Origin of the sequence: Micromonospora sp. WMMD1082 (genome assembly GCF_029626175.1) — a bacterium.
Classification (GTDB): Bacteria; Actinomycetota; Actinomycetes; order Mycobacteriales; family Micromonosporaceae; genus Micromonospora.
The window spans coordinates 4263801-4284302 of sequence record NZ_JARUBM010000002.1 but is presented as its reverse complement, the minus strand read 5'-3'; the positions used below and the strand labels follow the sequence as shown (position 1 = coordinate 4284302).

The 20502-nt window shown below is 66.6% G+C and carries 16 protein-coding genes, 2 tRNA genes and 2 rRNA genes; 3 read left to right on the top strand and 17 right to left on the bottom strand.

The window, feature by feature from the left end:
* Window positions 1-100: 100 nt before the first annotated feature.
* Both O7615_RS19730 and O7615_RS19725 read right to left on the bottom strand, forming a co-directional pair.
* Window positions 101-3216 (bottom strand): 23S ribosomal RNA (locus O7615_RS19730).
* Window positions 3217-3646: 430 nt separating this feature from the next.
* A 16S ribosomal RNA gene (locus tag O7615_RS19725) occupies window positions 3647-5167 on the bottom strand.
* The 16S and 23S rRNA genes sit together here, the layout of an rRNA operon.
* A gap of 627 nt (window positions 5168-5794) precedes the next feature.
* Between O7615_RS19725 and O7615_RS19720 the strand changes: the two genes are divergently transcribed.
* Entirely contained in the window at window positions 5795-6022 is a 228-nt protein-coding gene (locus O7615_RS19720) for a hypothetical protein (RefSeq protein ID WP_278179198.1), read from the top strand.
* Window positions 6023-6024: 2 nt separating this feature from the next.
* Here the strand turns inward: O7615_RS19720 and O7615_RS19715 are convergent, their stop codons facing one another.
* From O7615_RS19715 to O7615_RS19690, 6 genes are all read right to left on the bottom strand, one after another.
* Window positions 6025-6822 (bottom strand): carbon-nitrogen hydrolase family protein, encoded by a 798-nt coding sequence (locus tag O7615_RS19715; RefSeq protein ID WP_278179197.1) that lies wholly within the window; start codon window positions 6820-6822, stop codon window positions 6025-6027.
* A 61-nt stretch (window positions 6823-6883) separates the two neighbouring features.
* A complete protein-coding gene (gene clpX / locus O7615_RS19710) occupies window positions 6884-8179 on the bottom strand; it encodes an ATP-dependent Clp protease ATP-binding subunit ClpX (RefSeq protein WP_278179195.1) in 1296 nt (431 codons plus the stop codon).
* A gap of 207 nt (window positions 8180-8386) precedes the next feature.
* Window positions 8387-9049, bottom strand: a complete 663-nt coding sequence (locus O7615_RS19705; protein ID WP_278179194.1) for an ATP-dependent Clp protease proteolytic subunit — start codon at window positions 9047-9049, stop codon at window positions 8387-8389.
* Between the two features lie 14 nt (window positions 9050-9063).
* Complete coding sequence (locus tag O7615_RS19700; protein ID WP_278179193.1) at window positions 9064-9705, bottom strand: ATP-dependent Clp protease proteolytic subunit; 642 nt, start codon at window positions 9703-9705, stop codon at window positions 9064-9066.
* A gap of 168 nt (window positions 9706-9873) precedes the next feature.
* Window positions 9874-11220, bottom strand: coding sequence for a trigger factor (tig, locus tag O7615_RS19695; protein WP_278179192.1), 1347 nt, complete (start codon window positions 11218-11220; stop codon window positions 9874-9876).
* 157 nt (window positions 11221-11377) lie between these two features.
* A tRNA-Pro gene (locus O7615_RS19690) sits at window positions 11378-11451 on the bottom strand.
* Window positions 11452-11690: 239 nt separating this feature from the next.
* Between O7615_RS19690 and O7615_RS19685 the strand changes: the two genes are divergently transcribed.
* Window positions 11691-11764, top strand: a tRNA-Gly gene (locus O7615_RS19685).
* Between the two features lie 384 nt (window positions 11765-12148).
* Here O7615_RS19685 and O7615_RS19680 read toward each other — a convergent pair.
* Together O7615_RS19680 and O7615_RS19675 are read right to left on the bottom strand one after the other, a co-directional pair.
* Window positions 12149-13093, bottom strand: coding sequence for a CPBP family intramembrane glutamic endopeptidase (locus tag O7615_RS19680; protein WP_278179191.1), 945 nt, complete (start codon window positions 13091-13093; stop codon window positions 12149-12151).
* Between the two features lie 122 nt (window positions 13094-13215).
* A complete protein-coding gene (locus tag O7615_RS19675) occupies window positions 13216-13416 on the bottom strand; it encodes a hypothetical protein (RefSeq protein WP_278179190.1) in 201 nt (66 codons plus the stop codon).
* A 247-nt stretch (window positions 13417-13663) separates the two neighbouring features.
* Here O7615_RS19675 and O7615_RS19670 point away from each other — a divergent pair, with 247 nt between their 5' ends.
* Complete coding sequence (locus tag O7615_RS19670) at window positions 13664-14044, top strand: PPOX class F420-dependent oxidoreductase (protein ID WP_278179189.1); 381 nt, start codon at window positions 13664-13666, stop codon at window positions 14042-14044.
* A 153-nt stretch (window positions 14045-14197) separates the two neighbouring features.
* On the opposite strand, the gene O7615_RS19665 is transcribed toward O7615_RS19670, so the two are convergent.
* From O7615_RS19665 to O7615_RS19635, 7 genes are all read right to left on the bottom strand, one after another.
* Window positions 14198-16837: an IPT/TIG domain-containing protein gene (locus O7615_RS19665; RefSeq protein WP_278179188.1), complete on the bottom strand. Its 2640-nt coding sequence runs from the start codon at window positions 16835-16837 to the stop codon at window positions 14198-14200.
* 459 nt (window positions 16838-17296) lie between these two features.
* Window positions 17297-17662, bottom strand: coding sequence for a hypothetical protein (locus tag O7615_RS19660; RefSeq protein ID WP_278179187.1), 366 nt, complete (start codon window positions 17660-17662; stop codon window positions 17297-17299).
* 9 nt (window positions 17663-17671) lie between these two features.
* Window positions 17672-18301, bottom strand: coding sequence for a maleylpyruvate isomerase family mycothiol-dependent enzyme (locus O7615_RS19655; RefSeq protein ID WP_278179186.1), 630 nt, complete (start codon window positions 18299-18301; stop codon window positions 17672-17674).
* 2 nt (window positions 18302-18303) lie between these two features.
* Window positions 18304-18738, bottom strand: a complete 435-nt coding sequence (locus O7615_RS19650; protein WP_278179185.1) for an SRPBCC domain-containing protein — start codon at window positions 18736-18738, stop codon at window positions 18304-18306.
* Window positions 18735-19082: a metalloregulator ArsR/SmtB family transcription factor gene (locus O7615_RS19645; RefSeq protein WP_278179184.1), complete on the bottom strand. Its 348-nt coding sequence runs from the start codon at window positions 19080-19082 to the stop codon at window positions 18735-18737. Before O7615_RS19645 ends, O7615_RS19650 begins: the two co-directional genes overlap by 4 nt.
* Window positions 19083-19137: 55 nt before the next feature.
* The gene (locus tag O7615_RS19640) at window positions 19138-19749 is read right to left on the bottom strand and encodes a disulfide bond formation protein DsbA (protein ID WP_278179183.1); all 612 of its coding nucleotides are present in this window, start codon (window positions 19747-19749) and stop codon (window positions 19138-19140) included.
* Window positions 19750-19801: 52 nt separating this feature from the next.
* Complete coding sequence (locus O7615_RS19635; protein ID WP_278179182.1) at window positions 19802-20494, bottom strand: fibronectin type III domain-containing protein; 693 nt, start codon at window positions 20492-20494, stop codon at window positions 19802-19804.
* Window positions 20495-20502: the final 8 nt, after the last annotated feature.

Below are 20502 nucleotides of genomic sequence, written 5' to 3'. Positions count from 1 at the left end.
TGTCAAACAACACCAACAACAGCAGCAATCCTTGCTGCCCCTTTTGTTGGGGGTGTGTTTGTTTGTTGTGAGTTGCACAGTGGACGCGAGCAGGATCTTTGTAGTCAAGTCCTCGGCCTATTAGTACCGGTCAACTGAACCCGTTACCGGGCTTACATTTCCGGCCTATCAACCCAGTCGTCTAGCTGGGGGCCTTACCCCTTGTCACCAAGGGTGGGATACCTCATCTTGAAGCAGGCTTCCCGCTTAGATGCTTTCAGCGGTTATCCCTTCCGAACGTAGCTAACCAGCCGTGCCCCTGGCGGGACAACTGGCACACCAGAGGTTCGTCCGTCCCGGTCCTCTCGTACTAGGGACAGCCCTTCTCAAGTATCCTACGCGCACGGCGGATAGGGACCGAACTGTCTCACGACGTTCTAAACCCAGCTCGCGTACCGCTTTAATGGGCGAACAGCCCAACCCTTGGGACCTGCTACAGCCCCAGGATGCGACGAGCCGACATCGAGGTGCCAAACCATCCCGTCGATATGGACTCTTGGGGAAGATCAGCCTGTTATCCCCGGGGTACCTTTTATCCGTTGAGCGACACCGCTTCCACACGCAAGTGCCGGATCACTAGTCCCGACTTTCGTCCCTGCTCGACCCGTCAGTCTCACAGTCAAGCTCCCTTGTGTACTTGCACTCAACACCTGATTGCCAACCAGGCTGAGGGAACCTTTGGGCGCCTCCGTTACCCTTTAGGAGGCAACCGCCCCAGTTAAACTACCCACCAGACACTGTCCCTGAACCGGATAACGGTCCGAAGTTAGATACCCGAATCAACCAGAGTGGTATTTCAAGATTGCCTCCACACATACTGGCGTATGCGCTTCACCGGCTCCCACCTATCCTACACAAGCCGACTCAAATACCAATGTCAAGCTATAGTAAAGGTCCCGGGGTCTTTCCGTCCTGCCGCGCGTAACGAGCATCTTTACTCGTACTGCAATTTCGCCGGGCCTGTGGTTGAGACAGTGGGGAAGTCGTTACGCCATTCGTGCAGGTCGGAACTTACCCGACAAGGAATTTCGCTACCTTAGGATGGTTATAGTTACCACCGCCGTTTACTGGCGCTTAAGTTCTCCGCTTCGCCCCCGAAAGGACTAACAGGTCCCCTTAACGTTCCAGCACCGGGCAGGCGTCAGTCCATATACATCGAATTACTTCTTCGCATGGACCTGTGTTTTTAGTAAACAGTCGCTTCCCCCTGCTCTCTGCGGCCATACAACGCTCCACCCGCGCGGGGCTTCACGTCTCCGGCCCCCCTTCTCCCTAAGTTACGGGGGCAATTTGCCGAGTTCCTTAACCACAGTTCGCCCGATCGCCTCGGTATTCTCTACCTGACCACCTGTGTCGGTTTGGGGTACGGGCCGCTCAGAACTCGCTAGAGGCTTTTCTCGGCAGCATAGGATCACTGACTTCACCTGAATCGGCTCGGCATCACGTCTCAACCTTCATGCACCACGGATTTGCCTATGGCACGGTCTACACGCTTACCCCGGCACAACCACCGGCCGGGCTCAGCTACCTTCCTGCGTCACCCCATCGCTTGACTACTACCCGCCAGGTTCCCACGCTCACCACCATCAACCCGAAGGCATCAGACAGCTCGGATGGTTAGCACAACGAAGTTCATCACGGGCGCTCCTTCGCGGGTACGGGAATATCAACCCGTTGTCCATCGACTACGCCTCTCGGCCTCGCCTTAGGTCCCGACTCACCCAGGGCGGATTAACCTGGCCCTGGAACCCTTGGTCATCCGGCGGAAGGGTTTCTCACCCTTCTTTCGCTACTCATGCCTGCATTCTCACTCGTGCCGCGTCCACAACTCGATCACTCGGCTGCTTCACCCCCGGCACGACGCTCCCCTACCCACCCACACACCTGGATGCCCACCCCAAAAGGCAGACACCGGGCACCGTGTGAGTGCCACAGCTTCGGCGGTGTACTTGAGCCCCGCTACATTGTCGGCGCGGAACCACTTGACCAGTGAGCTATTACGCACTCTTTAAAGGGTGGCTGCTTCTAAGCCAACCTCCTGGTTGTCTATGCGACCCCACATCCTTTTCCACTTAGCACACGCTTAGGGGCCTTAGCTGGTGATCTGGGCTGTTTCCCTCTCGACTACGAAGCTTATCCCCCGCAGTCTCACTGCCGCGCTCTCACTTACCGGCATTCGGAGTTTGGCTGATTTCGGTAAGCTTGTAGGCCCCCTAGACCATCCAGTGCTCTACCTCCGGCAAGAAACACACGACGCTGCACCTAAATGCATTTCGGGGAGAACCAGCTATCACGGAGTTTGATTGGCCTTTCACCCCTAACCACAGGTCATCCCCCAACTTTTCAACGTTGGTGGGTTCGGCCCTCCACACGGTCTTACCCGCGCTTCAGCCTGCCCATGGCTAGATCACTCCGCTTCGGGTCTAGAACATGCGACTCAAACGCCCTCTTCAGACTCGCTTTCGCTACGGCTCCCCCACACGGGTTAACCTCGCCACATGCCACTAACTCGCAGGCTCATTCTTCAAAAGGCACGCCGTCACCCCAAAAGGCTCCGACGGATTGTAGGCGAACGGTTTCAGGTACTATTTCACTCCCCTCCCGGGGTACTTTTCACCATTCCCTCACGGTACTCGTCCGCTATCGGTCACCAGGAAGTATTCAGGCTTACCAGGTGGTCCTGGCAGATTCACGGCAGATTTCAGGAGTCCGCCGCTACTCGGGAACACCCACAGAAGACCAGCTGCTTTCACCTACCGGACTATCACCGTCTACGGTCGGCCTTTCCAGACCATTCAGCTAACAACTGGCTTTATAACTCCTTCGGTGGTTGTCAGCCCACCACATGAGGTCCCACAACCCCGACCACGCAACCCCTGACAGGTATCACACGCAACCGGTTTAGCCTCAATCCGCTTTCGCTCGCCACTACTCACGGAATCACTATTTGTTTTCTCTTCCTACGGGTACTGAGATGTTTCACTTCCCCGCGTTCCCTCCACACACCCTATGAGTTCAGGTGCAGGTGACATCACATGACTGATGCCGGGTTACCCCATTCGGACACCCTGGGATCACAGCTCGGTTGACAGCTCCCCCAGGCCTATCGCGGCCTCCCACGTCCTTCATCGGCTCCTGGTGCCAAGGCATCCACCGTCCGCCCTTGACAACTTGACCACAAAGATGCTCGCGTCCACTGTGCAATTCTCAACAAACAACCAACCCACAACCCACCACCCCACACCAGCAACACCACCACACAACAGCAGCAGCAGCATCCGGTATGCGAGACCAGGCCATGCCAGACCACCGAAACCGGAACCCCACCCCCACCAAAGAGAGCAAAGCCCCGGAACCTCGGCGCCGAAGAAAACCAACCCCACACGGGTTGTTCCCTCAGGACCCAACAGGGTGCTCCACGCCCAGACCAGCCGCACCACCAGACCGTTCCCCACCACCCCCACCACAAGGAAGGGAATGGCCGTACTAGATCAACAATGGCCGTTGCCGGCACCGAACTAGCCAGTGTCTCCACCCACGAGCACCCCACCACCACACTCGGGCAGCACGGGCTCCATACCAGCCTTCACTGGATGGCGCTCCTTAGAAAGGAGGTGATCCAGCCGCACCTTCCGGTACGGCTACCTTGTTACGACTTCGTCCCAATCGCCAGCCCCACCTTCGACGGCTCCCTCCCACAAGGGGTTGGGCCACCGGCTTCGGGTGTTGCCGACTTTCGTGACGTGACGGGCGGTGTGTACAAGGCCCGGGAACGTATTCACCGCAGCGTTGCTGATCTGCGATTACTAGCGACTCCGACTTCACGGGGTCGAGTTGCAGACCCCGATCCGAACTGAGACCGGCTTTTTGGGATTCGCTCCACCTCACGGTATCGCAGCCCATTGTACCGGCCATTGTAGCATGCGTGAAGCCCTGGACATAAGGGGCATGATGACTTGACGTCATCCCCACCTTCCTCCGAGTTGACCCCGGCAGTCTTCGATGAGTCCCCGCCATAACGCGCTGGCAACATCGAACGAGGGTTGCGCTCGTTGCGGGACTTAACCCAACATCTCACGACACGAGCTGACGACAGCCATGCACCACCTGTCACCGGCCCCGAAGGACCCCACATCTCTGCGAGATTTCCGGCGATGTCAAACCCAGGTAAGGTTCTTCGCGTTGCATCGAATTAATCCGCATGCTCCGCCGCTTGTGCGGGCCCCCGTCAATTCCTTTGAGTTTTAGCCTTGCGGCCGTACTCCCCAGGCGGGGCGCTTAATGCGTTAGCTGCGGCACAGGAAACCGGAGAGGCCCCCCACACCTAGCGCCCAACGTTTACAGCGTGGACTACCAGGGTATCTAATCCTGTTCGCTCCCCACGCTTTCGCTCCTCAGCGTCAGTATCGGCCCAGAGACCCGCCTTCGCCACCGGTGTTCCTCCTGATATCTGCGCATTTCACCGCTACACCAGGAATTCCAGTCTCCCCTACCGAACTCTAGCCTGCCCGTATCGACTGCAGGCCCGCAGTTGAGCCACGGGTTTTCACAGTCGACGCGACAAGCCGCCTACGAGCTCTTTACGCCCAATAAATCCGGACAACGCTCGCGCCCTACGTCTTACCGCGGCTGCTGGCACGTAGTTGGCCGGCGCTTCTTCTGCAGGTACCGTCACTCACGCTTCGTCCCTGCTGAAAGAGGTTTACAACCCGAAGGCCGTCATCCCTCACGCGGCGTCGCTGCATCAGGCTTCCGCCCATTGTGCAATATTCCCCACTGCTGCCTCCCGTAGGAGTCTGGGCCGTGTCTCAGTCCCAGTGTGGCCGGTCGCCCTCTCAGGCCGGCTACCCGTCGTCGCCTTGGTAGGCCATCACCCCACCAACAAGCTGATAGGCCGCGAGCCCATCCCAAGCCAAAAAATCTTTCCACCACCCACCATGCGGCAGACAGTGAATATCCGGTATTAGCCCCCGTTTCCGAGGGTTATCCCAAAGCCTAGGGCAGGTTGCTCACGTGTTACTCACCCGTTCGCCGCTCGAGTACCCCCAAAGAGGCCTTTCCGCTCGACTTGCATGTGTTAAGCACGCCGCCAGCGTTCGTCCTGAGCCAGGATCAAACTCTCCAACAAAAACCAGAGAAAACCCCAGCAACAAAAACAATCTTGCTGCCAAACAAAAAACCAAATTTGGCACTGGCATAACAAGCACCCTGTTGAGTTCTCAAAAAACAACCACACACCACGCTCGGCCTCGATATCTCAAGACCGCGCTTGGGGCAACCGCTCCAAGCTATCCGAATCGCGCTTCGAGGTCAACCTGAGCGAATCAGGTATCTTCGCAACTCGTTCCGGGCCCACGTTGTAACGCACGCCTATCGGCGGTCGCTTCTGTCGTGGAAAACCGCAGACCGGCCGATCACCGCTCGCGGCGACCCGCCCGGCTCCTGCCGGCTTCAGAACCTTACCCGGTCGGCTCCGCGATCGCAACTCCATCTCATGGAGCCTCTCGCACCGCCCGGTCTCAGTCTCGCGTTGACATGGTCCCTACGAGGCTGGCGCCCGTTCTCGGCCGGTTTGACCCGGCCTCCCCCGTGCAGAGAGAAAGTTACGCGGGCGCCCCGGATAAGGCAAATCATCGTGCGTCGATACCTTCGGACCGTAGGAACTGCCGAGCTCCACACGGGCGCCGACCGCCACATCTCCGGGTGTCTTCACAGCGCCGACCGCGAGCGGCGCCGACGTGCCAGAGTGTCTGGCATGGATGACGTGTCCCGGCCCGCCGACCCGGTCCTCGCCGAGGACGCGCTGCTCGGCCTCTTGTTGCCGTTCTGGCAGTTGATCATCGGGGCGTTCGTGCTCTTCGCCGTCCTGGCGTCGATCGGGCGACTCGCCCGCCGCGGCCCGTCGCGGATGAGCACCGCGCTGCTGATCACCGCCGCCGCCATCGCCGGGTTCGCCCTGGTCGGGGTACTGCTCCAGGGATAACGTCAGAGCCGGCGGTTGGCCAGACTCGGCAACTCGGTGCGGATGCGCCCCAGACGCGCCAGGTCGACGTCGGCCACCGCGAACCCCGGCCCGTCGGGCACCTGGGACAGCACGGTCCCCCACGGGTCGATCACCATGCTCCGGCCGTAGCAGGTGCGGGCGGGCTCATGGTCGCCCGTCTGCCCAGCGGCCGCGACGAAGCACTGGTTCTCGATCGCCCGCGCGCGCAACAGCACCTCCCAGTGATCCCGCCCGGTGTGCATCATGAAGGCCGCCGGTACCACCAGCAGCTGGGCGCCGCCGGCGGTGGCCAGGTTCCGGTACAGCTCGGGGAAACGCAGGTCGTAGCAGATGGACAGGCCCACCCGCAGCCCTTCGACGTCGACCACCACCGGTTGGTCACCGGCGGCCACCGTCGCGGACTCCCGGTACGAGACACGGCCGGGGATCTCCACGTCGTACAGATGGATCTTGCGGTAGCTGGCGGCGAGCGTGCCGGACCGGTCGAAGACCAGCGTGGTGTTCCAGGTCCGGTCCGGGTCGGGGCCCGCCTCGTGGAAGGAGCCGGCGATCAACCAGACCCCCCGCCGCCGTGCGGCGGCGGCGAAGAAGCGCCCGACCTCACCGTCGGCCGACTCCGGTGTCGGCATCCCGTCCCCGGGGCCCAGATAGTCGACGTACTCCGGCAGGAGCACCAGGTCCGCGCCGGCCTGGGCCGCGCGGTCGACCAGGGCCTCCGCGGCGGCGAGATTGGCCTTCCGGTCGTCGCGGGAGTTCAGCTGGCAGACGGCGACACGCATGGCTGCCAGCGTACGGGCGGACGGGAGCCACGCACAGCGGGAGGCTGCGGCGCCGGGCCGTTCAGGCGGACTTCTCCTCGCGCTCGCGCCGGGCGCGACGGCCGGTGAACTCACGCGGGACGATCGTCGGGTTCACGTTCTCCAGCACGGCCTCGCGGCTGATGAGGACCCGGGCGGCGTCGGGGTTGCTGGGCACCTCGTACATCACGGAGAGCAACACCTCCTCCATGATGGCGCGCAGGCCACGGGCACCGGTGCCGCGCAGCATCGCCTGGTCGGCGATCGCCTCCAGCGCCGGCCGCTCGAACTCCAGCTCGACGCCGTCCAGCTCGAACAGGCGCTGGTACTGCCGGACCAGGGCGTTGCGCGGCTCGGTGAGGATCCGCACCAACGCGGTGCGGTCGAGGCTCCGGACGTTGGTGATCACCGGGAGGCGGCCGATGAACTCCGGGATCAGCCCGAACTTGAGCATGTCCTCCGGCATGACCTGGCTGAAGATGTCGTCGGTCGAGCGCTCGGAGACCGCCCGCAGCCGGGCACCGAAGCCGGTGCCGCCGTGCCCCGTGCGCGCCTCGATGATCTGATCCAGACCGGCGAAGGCACCACCGCAGATGAACAGCACGTTGGTGGTGTCGATCTGGATGAACTCCTGGTGCGGGTGTTTGCGACCGCCCTGCGGCGGCACGTTGGCGACGGTGCCTTCGAGCATCTTCAGCAGCGCCTGCTGGACACCCTCACCGGAGACGTCCCGGGTGATCGATGGGTTCTCCGACTTGCGGGCGATCTTGTCGACCTCGTCGATGTAGATGATGCCGGTCTCGGCCCGCTTGATGTCGTAGTCCGCGGCCTGGATCAGCTTGAGGAGGATGTTCTCCACGTCCTCCCCGACGTACCCGGCCTCGGTCAGGGCGGTGGCGTCGGCGATCGCGAAGGGCACGTTCAGCATCCGGGCGAGGGTCTGCGCCAGGTGGGTCTTGCCGCACCCGGTCGGGCCGAGGAGCATGATGTTCGACTTGGCCAGCTCGACCCCGTCGTTACCGGATCCCGGCGCGCCGGCCGCCTCGGCCTGGATGCGCTTGTAGTGGTTGTAGACCGCGACGGCGAGCGCCTTCTTGGCCTGCTCCTGCCCCACGACGTAGTTGTCGAGGAACTGGCAGATCTCCATCGGCTTGGGCAGCTCTTCCCACTTCACCTCGCCGGACTCGGCCAGCTCCTCTTCGATGATCTCGTTGCACAGATCGATGCACTCGTCGCAGATGTAGACCCCGGGGCCCGCGATGAGCTTCTTGACCTGCTTCTGCGACTTCCCGCAGAAGGAGCACTTGAGTAGGTCGCCGCCGTCACCGATCCGTGCCACCTACGTTCTCCCTGCACTCATCGGCCGGAGCCCCGGCCACGACCTGCGGATGCTGACGCTCCGCCCGTCTTCTTTCACCCCGTCGGTCGCCCGGCGAAGCGGTACGGACCCGACGTTACCCGCTATCGGAGGTTTCTCCGACCCCCAAAACGGGTGTGTCAGAGGTCGGCCGGCGACGGGCCCGACCGACCTCCGACCCGGTTCCGGTCAGCTGGCGGCGTTCGCGGCCAGCAGGCCCTTCTTGCGGCTGGTGAGGATCGTGTCGACCAGCCCGTACTCGCGGGCCTCCTCGGCGGTCATGATCTTGTCACGGTCGATGTCCTTGCGGACCTTCTCGACCGCCCGGTTGCAGTGCCGGGACAGCATCTCCTCCAGCTGCGTACGCATCCGGAGGATCTCCCGGGCCTGGATCTCGATGTCCGAGCCCTGCCCGTAGCCGCCCTCGGTGGCCGGCTGGTGAATGATGATCCGCGAGTTCGGCAGCGCCATCCGCTTGCCCGGGGTGCCCGCCGAGAGCAGCACCGCGGCGGCGGAGGCAGCCTGGCCGAGGCAGACCGTCGAGATGTCCGGCCGGACGTACTGCATGGTGTCGTAGATGGCCGTCATCGCGGTGAACGAGCCGCCGGGCGAGTTGATGTACATGATGATGTCCCGGTCGGGGTCCGTCCCCTCCAGGGTGAGCAGCTGGGCCATCACGTCGTTGGCCGACGCGTCGTCCACCTGGACGCCGAGGAAGATGATCCGGTCCTCGAAGAGCTTGTTGTACGGGTTGGACTCCTTGACCCCGTACGACGTGCGCTCGACGAACGACGGCAGGACATAGCGGTTGTGCACGGCCGCGAACTGGGGCGGCAGGCTCAGGTCGGTCATCGTCTGCTCCTCGATCAGCTCAGGGTCCCGGCGCCCTCGGGAACCTGGGCGGCCCCGGTGATCACCTTGTCGATGAAGCCGTAGTCCACGGCCTCCTGGGCGGTGAACCAACGGTCCCGGTCCGAATCCGCCTCGATCTGCGCCGGGGGCTGACCGGTGTGGTAGGCGACGCGTTCCTGGAACATCCGCTTGGTGTACAGCATCTGCTCGGCCTGGATCGCGATGTCGGCGGCGGTGCCGCCCATGCCGCCGGAGGGCTGGTGCATCATGATCCGGGCGTGCGGGAGGGCGTAACGCTTGCCCCTGGTGCCCGCGCAGAGCAACAGCTGGCCCATCGAGGCGGCCATGCCCATCGCCACCGTCGACACGTCGTTGTCGATGAACTGCATGGTGTCGTAGATGGCCATGCCGGAGTAGACCGAGCCACCGGGGGAGTTGATCCAGAGGTTGATATCGCGGTCCGGGTCCTCCGCGGCGAGCAGCAGCAACTGCGCGCAGATGCGGTTGGCGACCTGGTCGGTCACCTCGCTGCCCAGGAAGACGATCCGTTCCTTGAGCAACCGGTTGTAGACCGAGTCGTCGAGGTTGCCAATGGTGTCACCGCCACGGGCGTCGATCGCCCGGAGCGGCTTCGCTGGGATGTGCATGTCGGTCATGGCAGCCCTTCGCTCTCCGTACCGTCGTGTCCGACACTAACCGCTGGGCCGGTGGGCAGAGTCCCGGTCCGGGCACTGTTCGCTCTCAGCGCAGTTGCCGAAGGCGTACCCGGAAAGGGATCGGGCCACCACCCACCGCGACCGGCGGACGGTGGCCCCACCCGGCGGTCAGTGCTCGTGCGAGTGCTCCTGCTCGCTCGCCTCGCGCAGCGCGTCCATCGAGACCTCGTTGCCGGCCGAGTCCTTGATCGTGATGCGCTCCATGACCGAGGCCAGCGCCTTGCCCCGCCGGACGTCGCCGTAGACCGCGCCGGCCGTGCCGGAGCGGGCCAGCTGGTCGTAGTACTGCTGGGGGGCCATGCCGGCGCGCTGGGCGCGGTGGACGATCTCGTGACCGAACTCGTCGTCGGAGACCTGCACGTCCTCCGCGTCGGCGAGCGTGTCGAGCAGCAACTGGACCTTGACGCCCTGGGTGGCGGCCTCGGTCAGCTCGGTGTCGATCTGCTCCTCGGTCTTCTCCTCGGCGGCGAGGTAGTCCTCCAGGGAGGCGCCGATGCGCTCCAGCTGGTCGACCATCGCCTGCTTGCGGCTCTCCACCTCGTCGCGGATCACGCCCTCCGGGGCGGGCACCTCGGCAGCCTCGACGAGCTGCTCGAGCGCCTTGTCGCGGGCGGCGTAGATCTGCTCGACGCGCTTGCCGCGGGTGACCCGCTCACGCAGGTCGTCGCGCAGCTCGCCGATGGTGTCGAACTCGCTGGCCAGCTGGGCGAACTCGTCGTCGAGCGCGGGCAGCTCCTTCTCCTTGACCGTACGCACGGTCACCACCACGTCGGCGTCACGGCCGGCGAAGTCACCGCCGACGAGCTGGGTGGTGAAGGTGGTGTCCTCGCCCGCGGAGAGACCCACGACGGCCTCGTCCAGACCCGGCAGGAGCTGCTTGCTGCCCACCTCGTGGGAGATGTTGCTGGCCGACCCGCCCGGCACCTCCTCGCCGTCGACGGTCGCCCGCAGGTCGATCTGGACGTAGTCGCCCTCGGCCGCCGGGCGCTCGACGGTCTTGAGGGTGGCGAAGCGCTCACGCAGACCGTTGACCTGCTCGTCGATCTCGGCGTCGTCGATCTGCAACTCGTCGACGGTCACCTCGACCGAGGCCAGGTCCGGCACGGTGATCTCCGGCCGTACGTCGACCTCGGCGGTGAAGTTGAGCGAGTCACCGTCGTTGAACTCGGTGATCTCGACCTCAGGCCGGCCCAGCGTCTTCAGGTCGTGCTCGCGCACCGCCGTGAGGATGTTCTGCGGGATGGCCTCCTGCACCGCCTCGTTGAGCACGGTGCCCCGGCCCACCCGCTGGTCGATGATCGCGGGCGGCACCTTGCCCTTGCGGAAGCCGGGAATCTGGATCTGCTGACCGATCTCCCGGTACGCCTTCCTGAGGCTCGGCTCGAGCTCGACGAACGGCACCTCGATGGCGAGCCGCACGCGCGTCGGGCTCAGAGTCTCGACGGTGCTCTTCACAGGCGTACTCCTTGAACGGATCTCGGTTGAGTCTTGGGCGCACTTTCGGCCCATCGAGTGTAGGCGAGCCGGCATGGCGGACCGGCAGCGCCCGGACCGGCAGCGGAGCTGACCGCGTGCCAACCGGCCGGATGCCGCGGTCCCATGCTTGCGGCAGTCGGGGTGGCGGGATTTGAACCCACGGCCCCTCGCTCCCAAAGCGAGTGCGCTACCAAGCTGCGCCACACCCCGTGGCGACGAGCAGTCTATGCGGTCGGTCCGACATCGGTATGCCGGGGCGTCACCCAACGCGCCGAACGTGGCGAAAACGGACACTGCGATCCGGGTTACCGCATGTCGTGGCCTCCGACCGGCCTTAAGACCACGAGATCCCGCAAGTCGTGTGGATCATGGTTACGGGGGCACGGGCTCGCGCGGGCGCCGTGGGCATTGGGTAGGCTGTCGGCGCGCCCGGCGGTTTCCGGGCGTACGCGGGCGTAGCTCAATGGCAGAGCTTCAGTCTTCCAAACTGACGGTGCGGGTTCGATTCCCGTCGCCCGCTCCACGAACTCCGGCCCAGGTCAGCGGCATGATCGCCGAGCCTGGATCGTTCTCGTTCTAGTGCCTCGTCTTTGACCGTTGACTGTGCAATTCGGGCACTGCGCGGATGCCTGACAGCTATACGGCGCCGACCCTGGTGGTGTCAGGCGGCAGGACATGCGCAACTGCCCGTTGGACGACCAACAGTTGGGCTCACCCTCGCCAAGCCCTGTCCGACGCGGACCCTGTTCTCGAAGGATGAGATGCGGATGCGAGATGTCCGCACATGCCGCCGGTCGTGCATGCCGGCCAAAGGTGAGCCGTCACGCCCAGCGGCGACGAGGCCGAGTTGCGCGACGCCGCCGGCATTGGCGGGGGCTCTCCGCACCCACGCCGTCGGGGACGCGGTTCACCCGGTCATCAGCATGCCGACATCGACGCCGAGTTCCGGCGCGCAGTGCAGGAGGAAGGCGGGCCAGACACTGCCGGTGCGGGCCCAGATCCAGCCGAGTGCCAGTCCCATGACGGTGGCGAAGACCCCGCCGGCCAGGTTCACGCTCCAGCCGCCTGCTAGATCGATGAGCACACCGTGCCCGACCCCGAAGACGACACTCGTGATCACGATGCCCCAGCCGACCGGCGCACCGAGCACCACGCGGGGCGTACCGAAAGCCCGGTCGAGCACCGCGAGCATCGCGCCACGCCAGATGAGCTCCTCGGTCAGGTTCGGGATCGTGGCGTCGTAGGCGATCCGCTCGGCGCTGACCGGCGCCACGGTCGAGGGGTCCAGCACGACGGCCAGCACCGTGAGCCCGACGAAGAACCCGAAGACGCTGATGATCGTGATCGCCGCCGGACGGGCCGAACCGGCCGCGATCGTCACCCGCAGGCCCACCTCGGTGCGCGCCCACCGTCGCAACAGCCCGAACAGGATGGCCAGCCAGATCAGGTCGAGTACCTTCCCCTGCCAGTGGTGTTCCAGCGGGTCGAAGACCGGGAGTGGCGCCATCCGCCCGGATACGGCGGTGAGCAGGATGAGGTAGCCGACGACGGCGACCGCGAGCCAGGTCCGGAGCGAACCGGGTCGGCGGCGGCCCCCACCCGGGCCACGCCGTACCGCCATGCCGCCCAGGACGACCAGGACGGTCACGACCAGGGCCAGGACCAGCGTCGAACCCCAGGCCACCGCCACCGCGACGCTGCGGGCCGCCTCCGCCGGGCCGTCGGGCACGAGCAGCGCGTACGCGACGAAGACCGCGGCGAGGGGGATCAGCACGGGGATCACCCACCGGGCGGTCTCCGTCGGCCGGACCATCGGCTGAGCGCCGCCGGTTTCTGGATCATGGTCTCCCATGCGAGCCGAGGGTACCTGCCGTTCGCGCCGGGCGGCGGTGCGCGGCCGGCTGGTTGCTTCCAAACTGACGGTGCGGGTTCGATTCCCGTCGCCGATCCTGGGCTGTTCGGCCATGCCCTCGCTCAGTCGAGCAGTCCCGGAACCCGCTCCCGAAGCCTGGCCATCACCCGCGACCGCCCGGCGTCCAGGTCGTCGCCGTCCCACCGCACGAGTTCCTCGCCCAGCGGCTCGCCCGACACCAGCACCGTCCAGCGCCCTCGTTCGCGTTCGCCGTTCGTCGTGACGATGGCGATCAGGCCGTGAATCCCGGACTGGACCAGCAACTTCGGTTCACTCCACCGGTGCACCGAAACGACACATCCGGTTTGACCATCCACAACGGCCACTACGCGCACCGTCGCGGGCGCCCCTGGTGGGGCGCCTCCTACCGGAGCGGCGGCCGGGCCGTTTGTCGTCCTGCGGGGCGACGGAGGGCGGGCCGGCGCACTCAGGTCGATGACGGGCATAGGGCAAGTTATCCGATGGGCAGGTAACCGCTAGCCGTCTGGCACGGCTCGCTACGCTGACGCGATGACCGTGGCCGACGAGATCGTCCGTAGCCGTTACGTCAGTCTGACCACCTACCGCAGAGACGGCACCCCGGTGGGCACGCCGGTCTGGCACGTACCGCAGGGTGATGAACTCTGGATCGTGACCGAAGCGGGCTCGGGCAAGGTCAAGCGGATCCGGAACAACCCGCAGGTGCGTGTGCAGCCGTGCTCCGTGCGCGGGACGGTGGCGCCGGATGCGCCGAGCGTGACGGGAACGGCCCGGGTGCTGGACGGCGACGGGACGGCGCTGGCCCGCAAGCTGCTGGCCCGCCGATACGTCATGTCACGGGCAGGGAACTGGGTGGCTCGCCTGCTGCGACTACGCCGCCCCCCGATGGTCGGCATCATCGTGTCGCTCTGATCGACCCGGCTCTCCGACCGGAAGCCACCCGGATCGCCCTCGCCGACCAGAGCAAGAGGACCGACGCGCCGCCGGCTCGCCCCGCTCGCGCGGTTCGGCGGTGATCCGCGTCCCGGCCAGGGCCCGGTCTGGGCCCTGGCCGGGACTATCCGGTCAGTCGATTCGGCCGGCGCGCTGCCGGCGACGGGTCAGCAGCATCAGGACGGTGCCGAGGAGAGCGAGCATCGCACCGACGGCCAGTGGTGCGGCGACGGTGTCACCGGTCACCGGCAGGATCCGCGGAATGTAGCGGAAGGCGAGCCCGTTGGAGGCTCCACCGTCGGTGCTCACGACGACCGTGGTGTTTCCGGCCGGGCAGGGCGGCGTACGGAAGGTCAACGAGCGACCGTCCGCTGCCACCGTGACCTGGCTGGCCGGGATGGTCCTACCGCAGATGGTGACCACGGTCCCGCCTGGCACGAACCCGGAACCACCGACCGTCACGGTCGTGCCGCCACCGGTCGGCCCCTGTCCCGGGGTGATGGTGTCGATGCGCGGCGGGGCGATCTCGTAGGTGAACCCGTCCGGTTCGGTGACGTCGTCACCGGGCAGCAGCACGGTCACGTCCACCGGGCCGGGCAGGCCGGGTGGGGTGACGACGGTCAGCGAGGTGCCGTTCGGGTTCACGACGAGGTTGGTCCCCGGCGTGTTGCCGAAGTTCACGCCGGTGGCGCCGGTGAGGCCGGTCCCGGTGATCGTCACCGTGGTACCGCCGGTGGCCGGGCCGGTGGCCGGCACGATCGAGGTGATCGTCGGTGCCAGGTACGTGAACGGTGGCGCGGCGGCGGTGCCCGCGGGGAACACCAGTCGCACGTCCGCGGGTCCGGCCGTGTTCGGCGGGGTCACCACCGTGATCGTGGTGCCGGCGGGGTTGACGGTGAACCCGGTGCCGGGCGCCCCGTCGAGGGTCACTCCGGTCGCGCCGGTGAAGCCGGTCCCGGTGATGGTGACCGTGGTGCCACCCGAGGTCGGTCCGGTCGTCGGGGTCAGGCCCGTCACGTCGGCCGCACTGCCGTCGGCGAGGTACGTGTAGTCCAGCGGTGCGGCCGTACCGCCGCCGGTGGTCACCAGGACCACCGCCGGACCGATCGTGCCGGGCGGGGTGACCGCCGTCAGCGACGTACCGCCCGGGTTGACGGTGACGTTGGTGGCTGGCGCACCGTCGAAGGTGACGGTCGTGTCACCGGGGACGAGACTGGTGCCGGTGATCGTCACCGTCTGGCCGCCCGACTGCGGGCCCGCGTTCGGCGTGATCGACGCGGCGGTCGGCGGTGCCGCCACGTACGTGAAGCCATCCGGTGCGGTCGCGTTCGCGCCCGGGATGAGCACGGTCACGTCCACCGGACCGACCTGTCCGGGTGGTGTGACCACGGTTAGCGAGGTGCCGCTCGGGTCCACGACAAGGTTGGTGCCCGGCGTGTCGCCGAAGGTCACGCCGGTCGCGCCGGTGAAGCCGGTTCCGGTGATCGTCACCGTCGTGCCACCGGTGGTCGGCCCGGTGTCCGGCACGACCGAGGTGATCGTCGGCGCGATGTAGGTGAACGTCGGCGCGGTCACCCGGCCGGCCGGGAAGACGAGCTCGACCAGGGCCGGTCCCGCCGGGTTCGGCGGGGTCACCACGGTGATCGTGGTGCCGGCCGGGTTGACCGTGAACTCCGTGCCGGGTAGCCCGTCGAAGTCGACACCTGCCACGCCGGTGAAGCCGGTTCCGGTGATCGTCACCGTCGTGCCACCGGCGGTCGGCCCGGAGGTAGGTGCAAGACCGGTGATGACGGCCGCGCTGCCGTCGGCCAGGTACGTGTAGCCCAGCGGCGGCGATGCGCCGTTCACCGTGCTGACCACGACCGACGCGGGGCCGATCGCGCCGGGCGGGGTGACCGCCGTCAGCGAGGCACCGCCCGGCGCCACCGTGACACCGGTCGCCGGCGCGCCGTCGAAGGTGACCGTGGTGCCGCCCGGGATGAAGCCCGTACCGGTGATCGTCACCGTCTGGCCGCCCGACTGCGGGCCCTCGTTCGGCGTGATCGTCGCGGCGGTGGGTGCCGCCGGCGGACGCTCGCACGCGGCCTCGGCCACGATCACGGTGCCGACCGGAATGGTCGTCGGGACACCGAGGACGGTGCCCGACAGGGTGAGTGTGGCCTGCACCGTGATCGCGGTGGCACCGGTGGCGGTGGTGGTCTCGACGCGGGTCAACGAGGCATTCAGGCTCGCACCCACCAGCCCCGGCACCACCACAGCCGCGCTGCCCACGACGGCGGGCGCGTTCGCCGTCAGCGTCACGGCCGAGCCGAACAGTTCCAGCCCGACGAGCGTGGTGTCCGCACTGGTCGGGCCGACCTGCGGGCAGGTCGCGGTGGCGGTGACCTCGGCAGCGTCCAGCACGTCGACACCGAGCACGGCCAGGTTGAGGCCGTTGACGCTGGCGGACGCCGACGACGAGCCCGCCGCCCGGGTGGCGGTGACCTCCTCGACGGTGCCGCTGGCGGTCACCCCGAGCGCCCCGGGTATCGAGATGGCCAGCAGCGTCTCGCTGTCGGTACCGCCGGCGGCCGGAGCGGTGGCCGTACCGATGACGGCGTCGGCGGTGATCACGGCTACGCCGGCCACCTCCGCGGACAGGTCGACGACGACACCGCGCGCGTTCGCGTCGCCCGGTGCCGCCCGTGCCGGCGTCCCCAACCCCAGGGTTACCAGACCGGCGATCAGCGTCGCCGTGGACGCGCTCGTGATTCTTCGCAGGACAGACCTCACCGATTCCCCCGTTCAGATCGACTGACGGGGTCTGCTCGGCGTGGCCGCACCCGTCAACGGCTGAACGAGGACGAAACAGGATAAGTTATGGCATAACGGAATTACCTCTGTCAGCTGACCGGGTGACAGTTTGGAGGGCTGCTCGGGTCACCCGTACGAGGCCGCGAGTGCCGGGCCGCTACCGTGATGTCCGTGACAACCCTCGGGGCCGGCACAGCGGCCGTGGACATCCTGCTCGCCAGCGCCGCTGTCGCCCTGCTGGGGTGCGCTGCCTGGATGGTCGTCCACAGCCGACGCAGGTCAACCGTTCGGCTGTTCGGGCGGATCGTGCATTACCCCCGGCTGTGGGCCGCAGCGGCAGCGTGCGTGGGCTTCTTCGTCCTCCTGGGGCTAGGCGACCTCGCAGAGGTCACGCCCAGCGCTTGGCGCGCTCCGAGCCGGCGGATCGGCGTCGTGCTGTTACTGATCGCGTTGGCCCTGATGGTTACCCGCTGGGTTCTTGAACATCGCGTCAAGCGTCGGCATGGTCATGAGCAACGAATCGGGCCGTGACCACGTCTGCTGGCCGGCAGCACGGTGTGTTGGTCCCTGCCGGCCCTTTGCATCAGCGCCGTCGAATCTGGGCGCGTTTGGTCGTGCCCCTGTGGGTGGCGTTTCGTTGATCAACCGGCTGAACGAGCCGACCGGTCTCCAGGTGGGCGATGTCACCGTGGGCAGCGCCGGATCGCCGCCGGACACCAGCGGGTCACCGAACAGTTCGCCCAACGGCCGGGTCGGCAGGCTCTCGGTTGCGGGGATCACCTCGTCGACCGGGAAGGTCAACATGGCGCGACTCTAACGCCTCCTCGCCGGGGCGCTGTCCCGCTCTCCTGCGCAGGGCAGGACTCGACGGTCGGGCAGCGTGCGGCCACTCAGAAGTGCCACCAGTGCGCCGCTGTCGGCGCGAACGAGCCGGCCGCTTCCCCTGCGCCAAGCGGTGTCGGTCGCCGCCAGTCGGACATCGGTCAGGTCAACTCCGAACAAGGCGCCGTTGGCGGCGGCGAGCCGGTCGAGGACGGCGGTCACGGCCTCTTGTGGCGCGACCGTGGGCCGGTCGAGCGCGATCGTCACGTCGAGGGAGTGGATGACGGCATGGCTGAGTGCACCGGCCGCGCCGCCGCCCGGCGGCTGCCAGGCGTGCAGTTTCGGCGATCGGAGCTGGTCGAGCAGGTCGGCGAGCGGCAGCGCGGCGTCCCGCGCGGCCACGGTGTCGGAGAGGACGGTGAAGTCGCCGCCAGCCGCCGCCATCTCGGCGCCGAACTGCTCAGGGGTCAGCCGGGCGGGCATCGTCACGTGTGCGATCACATGGCGCACGAGCCACTTCTCGCACAGCGAGGGCGCGTCCCAGGTCTCGACGGTCCCGGCGGCGAGGAGACCGGCGAGCCGTTCGTAGGTGGACGCCACCCAGGACTGCGAATCGGTCACGATCAGTCTCCCTGCGTGAGGTGAACGAGGTGTTGTTCAAGCTTGTCGAGGGAGGTGAGGAAGCCGGTTCGGGCTTCGGGCGCCCGCATCGCCTCGGGTACGTGCCGCTGACGGATGACGACTGACGTGCTGCCGTCGCCGAGGTCGTCGAGCGTGCTGATGGTGTGCATCCCGCTCGACGGCTCGATCCACGCGAGCCGTTCGGGCGCCACGACCTCGGTGAACGTGGCGACCATCCGGTGACTGCCGTGCTCGCCGAGCATCAGGGTCTCGAAACGGCCGCCCGGCCGGAGCTCGACAATGATGCCCTCGACGGGGGTTGTCATTCCTTGCGGGCCCCAGAAGTGCGCGAGTTCGGCGGGCTCGGTGAGGCACCGCCACACCAGCTCACGTGGCGCGCGGAGGATCCGCCGGTAGACGAGTTCGTCGTCGGTCACTGGTCCTCGCCCTGCTGCAGGTGGGCCAGGCGCGTCTCCAGCCGGTCCATCCGCTGCGACCACGTGCGCCGGCTCTGCTCGATCCACGAGACGGCGGCTTCCAGGGCCGCCGGTTCGAGCCGACACGGCCGGGTTTGCCGGTGCCGCCCCCGGCTGATCAGATCGGACCGCTCGAGCACCCCGATGTGCTGCGAGACGGCCTGCATGCTCATGGCGTACCGCTCCGCCAGTTCCTTGACCGTCGCCTCGCCCGCGCTGAGCCGGACGACGATGTCTCGCCTGGTGCGGTCACTGAGCGCCGTGAACACGGCATCGAGCCGCTCATCCTCCACCGTCGTTCCCATGGGCTATTACTCAAGCACCTGGTTTATCAAGCGTCAACTGGAGAAAGCCGCGTGATCATGCGTCGGTGGCGCCACCCCCGAACTGCGGCTCCGCGTGCGGGCGGCCCTTCAGCTCGTGGAAGCCCGGCACCCCGGCGACCAGGACGGCGCCGTCGAAGAGCCGGCCGGCTTCCTCACCCCGCGGGATCCGGGAGATCACCGGGCCGAAGAAGGCGGTCCGGTTGCCGTCCGCGTCAACGGTGGCGATGATCGGGGTGCCGACGTGGGCGCCGACCAGGGCAATGCCGGCCGCGTGCGAGGCACGGACCGCACCGTCGAACTCCTGCGTCCCGGCGGCTTCCGCCAGGTCGGCGGAGAGGCCGGCGTCCGCCAGGACATCACCGAACTCGGCCCACTCCCCTGCCTCGTGGACCCGGTTCCCGTACGCGGTGAAGAACCGGGCGAGTCCGTCCTGGCCATCCCGCTGCTCGACGGCCGCGCAGACGCGTACCGGGCCCCACAGGTATCCCTCGGGATCGATCTCCCGGTGCTCGTTGAGGACCGAGAGGCTCATCACGTGCCAATGGAGGTCGAGCGGGCGTACCGCCGCCGCCTCGACGATCCATCGCGACGTGATCCACGTGTACGGGCAGCTCGGGTCGAACCAGAAGTCCACCGTCCGAGTCATCGTCGGCCATCCTTCTTCACGTCCTTCTACACCGGATCGTTGGCCGCCATGCCTAGAACGGGCAGCAGTGCAGGGTGAGCCGGACGCTCTCGGCCGACAGGTGGCGGAGATCCTTGGCGCGGACCCAGATGATGACGATCTGGTTCGGGCCCAACTCGCACCCGTGGCACACCCACACGTCGTACCCGGTAGCCGACAGCCCTCTGGTCTGCAGCACCGGCCCTGGCGTGAGGAAGCCCGGGCTGTCGACGTAGACCACGTAGTTCAACGTGCCGCGACCACCGGTGGCGGCATCCCAGGCGACCCGCTCGATCTCTCCCGATGGGCCGCGTTCGACGCGCAGGTTGGTCGGGGCGGTCGGCGGCTGGTACCCGTCCGGCGTCGGCGTGGTGACGATGATCTGGGCCTGGTCGCCGGCGACCCAGTCGTTCACGAGGGCCCGTATGGTGATCTGGTAGCGGGCTTCCCACAGGAGGCCGGGGATGGTGACGCCGGCGGTGCTGGTCCTGATGCTGGGTAGATCGTACCCCTGGTCAAGTCCGTAGGTCTGAACGGAGTATCCGACAGCTCCCTCGACCGGATCCCAGGCGAGGGTGACACTGTCGATCTCGAGATCGGTGACCCGCACGTTGGTGGGCGCCGGAAGAGCCGCTGTGGCGGCCGCGGCCGCCACTCCGGATGGCGAAACCACGCCGACGATCAGCGCCAAAGCCGCCGCCGATATCGCAATCGCATGTCGTCTCATCGATCTCC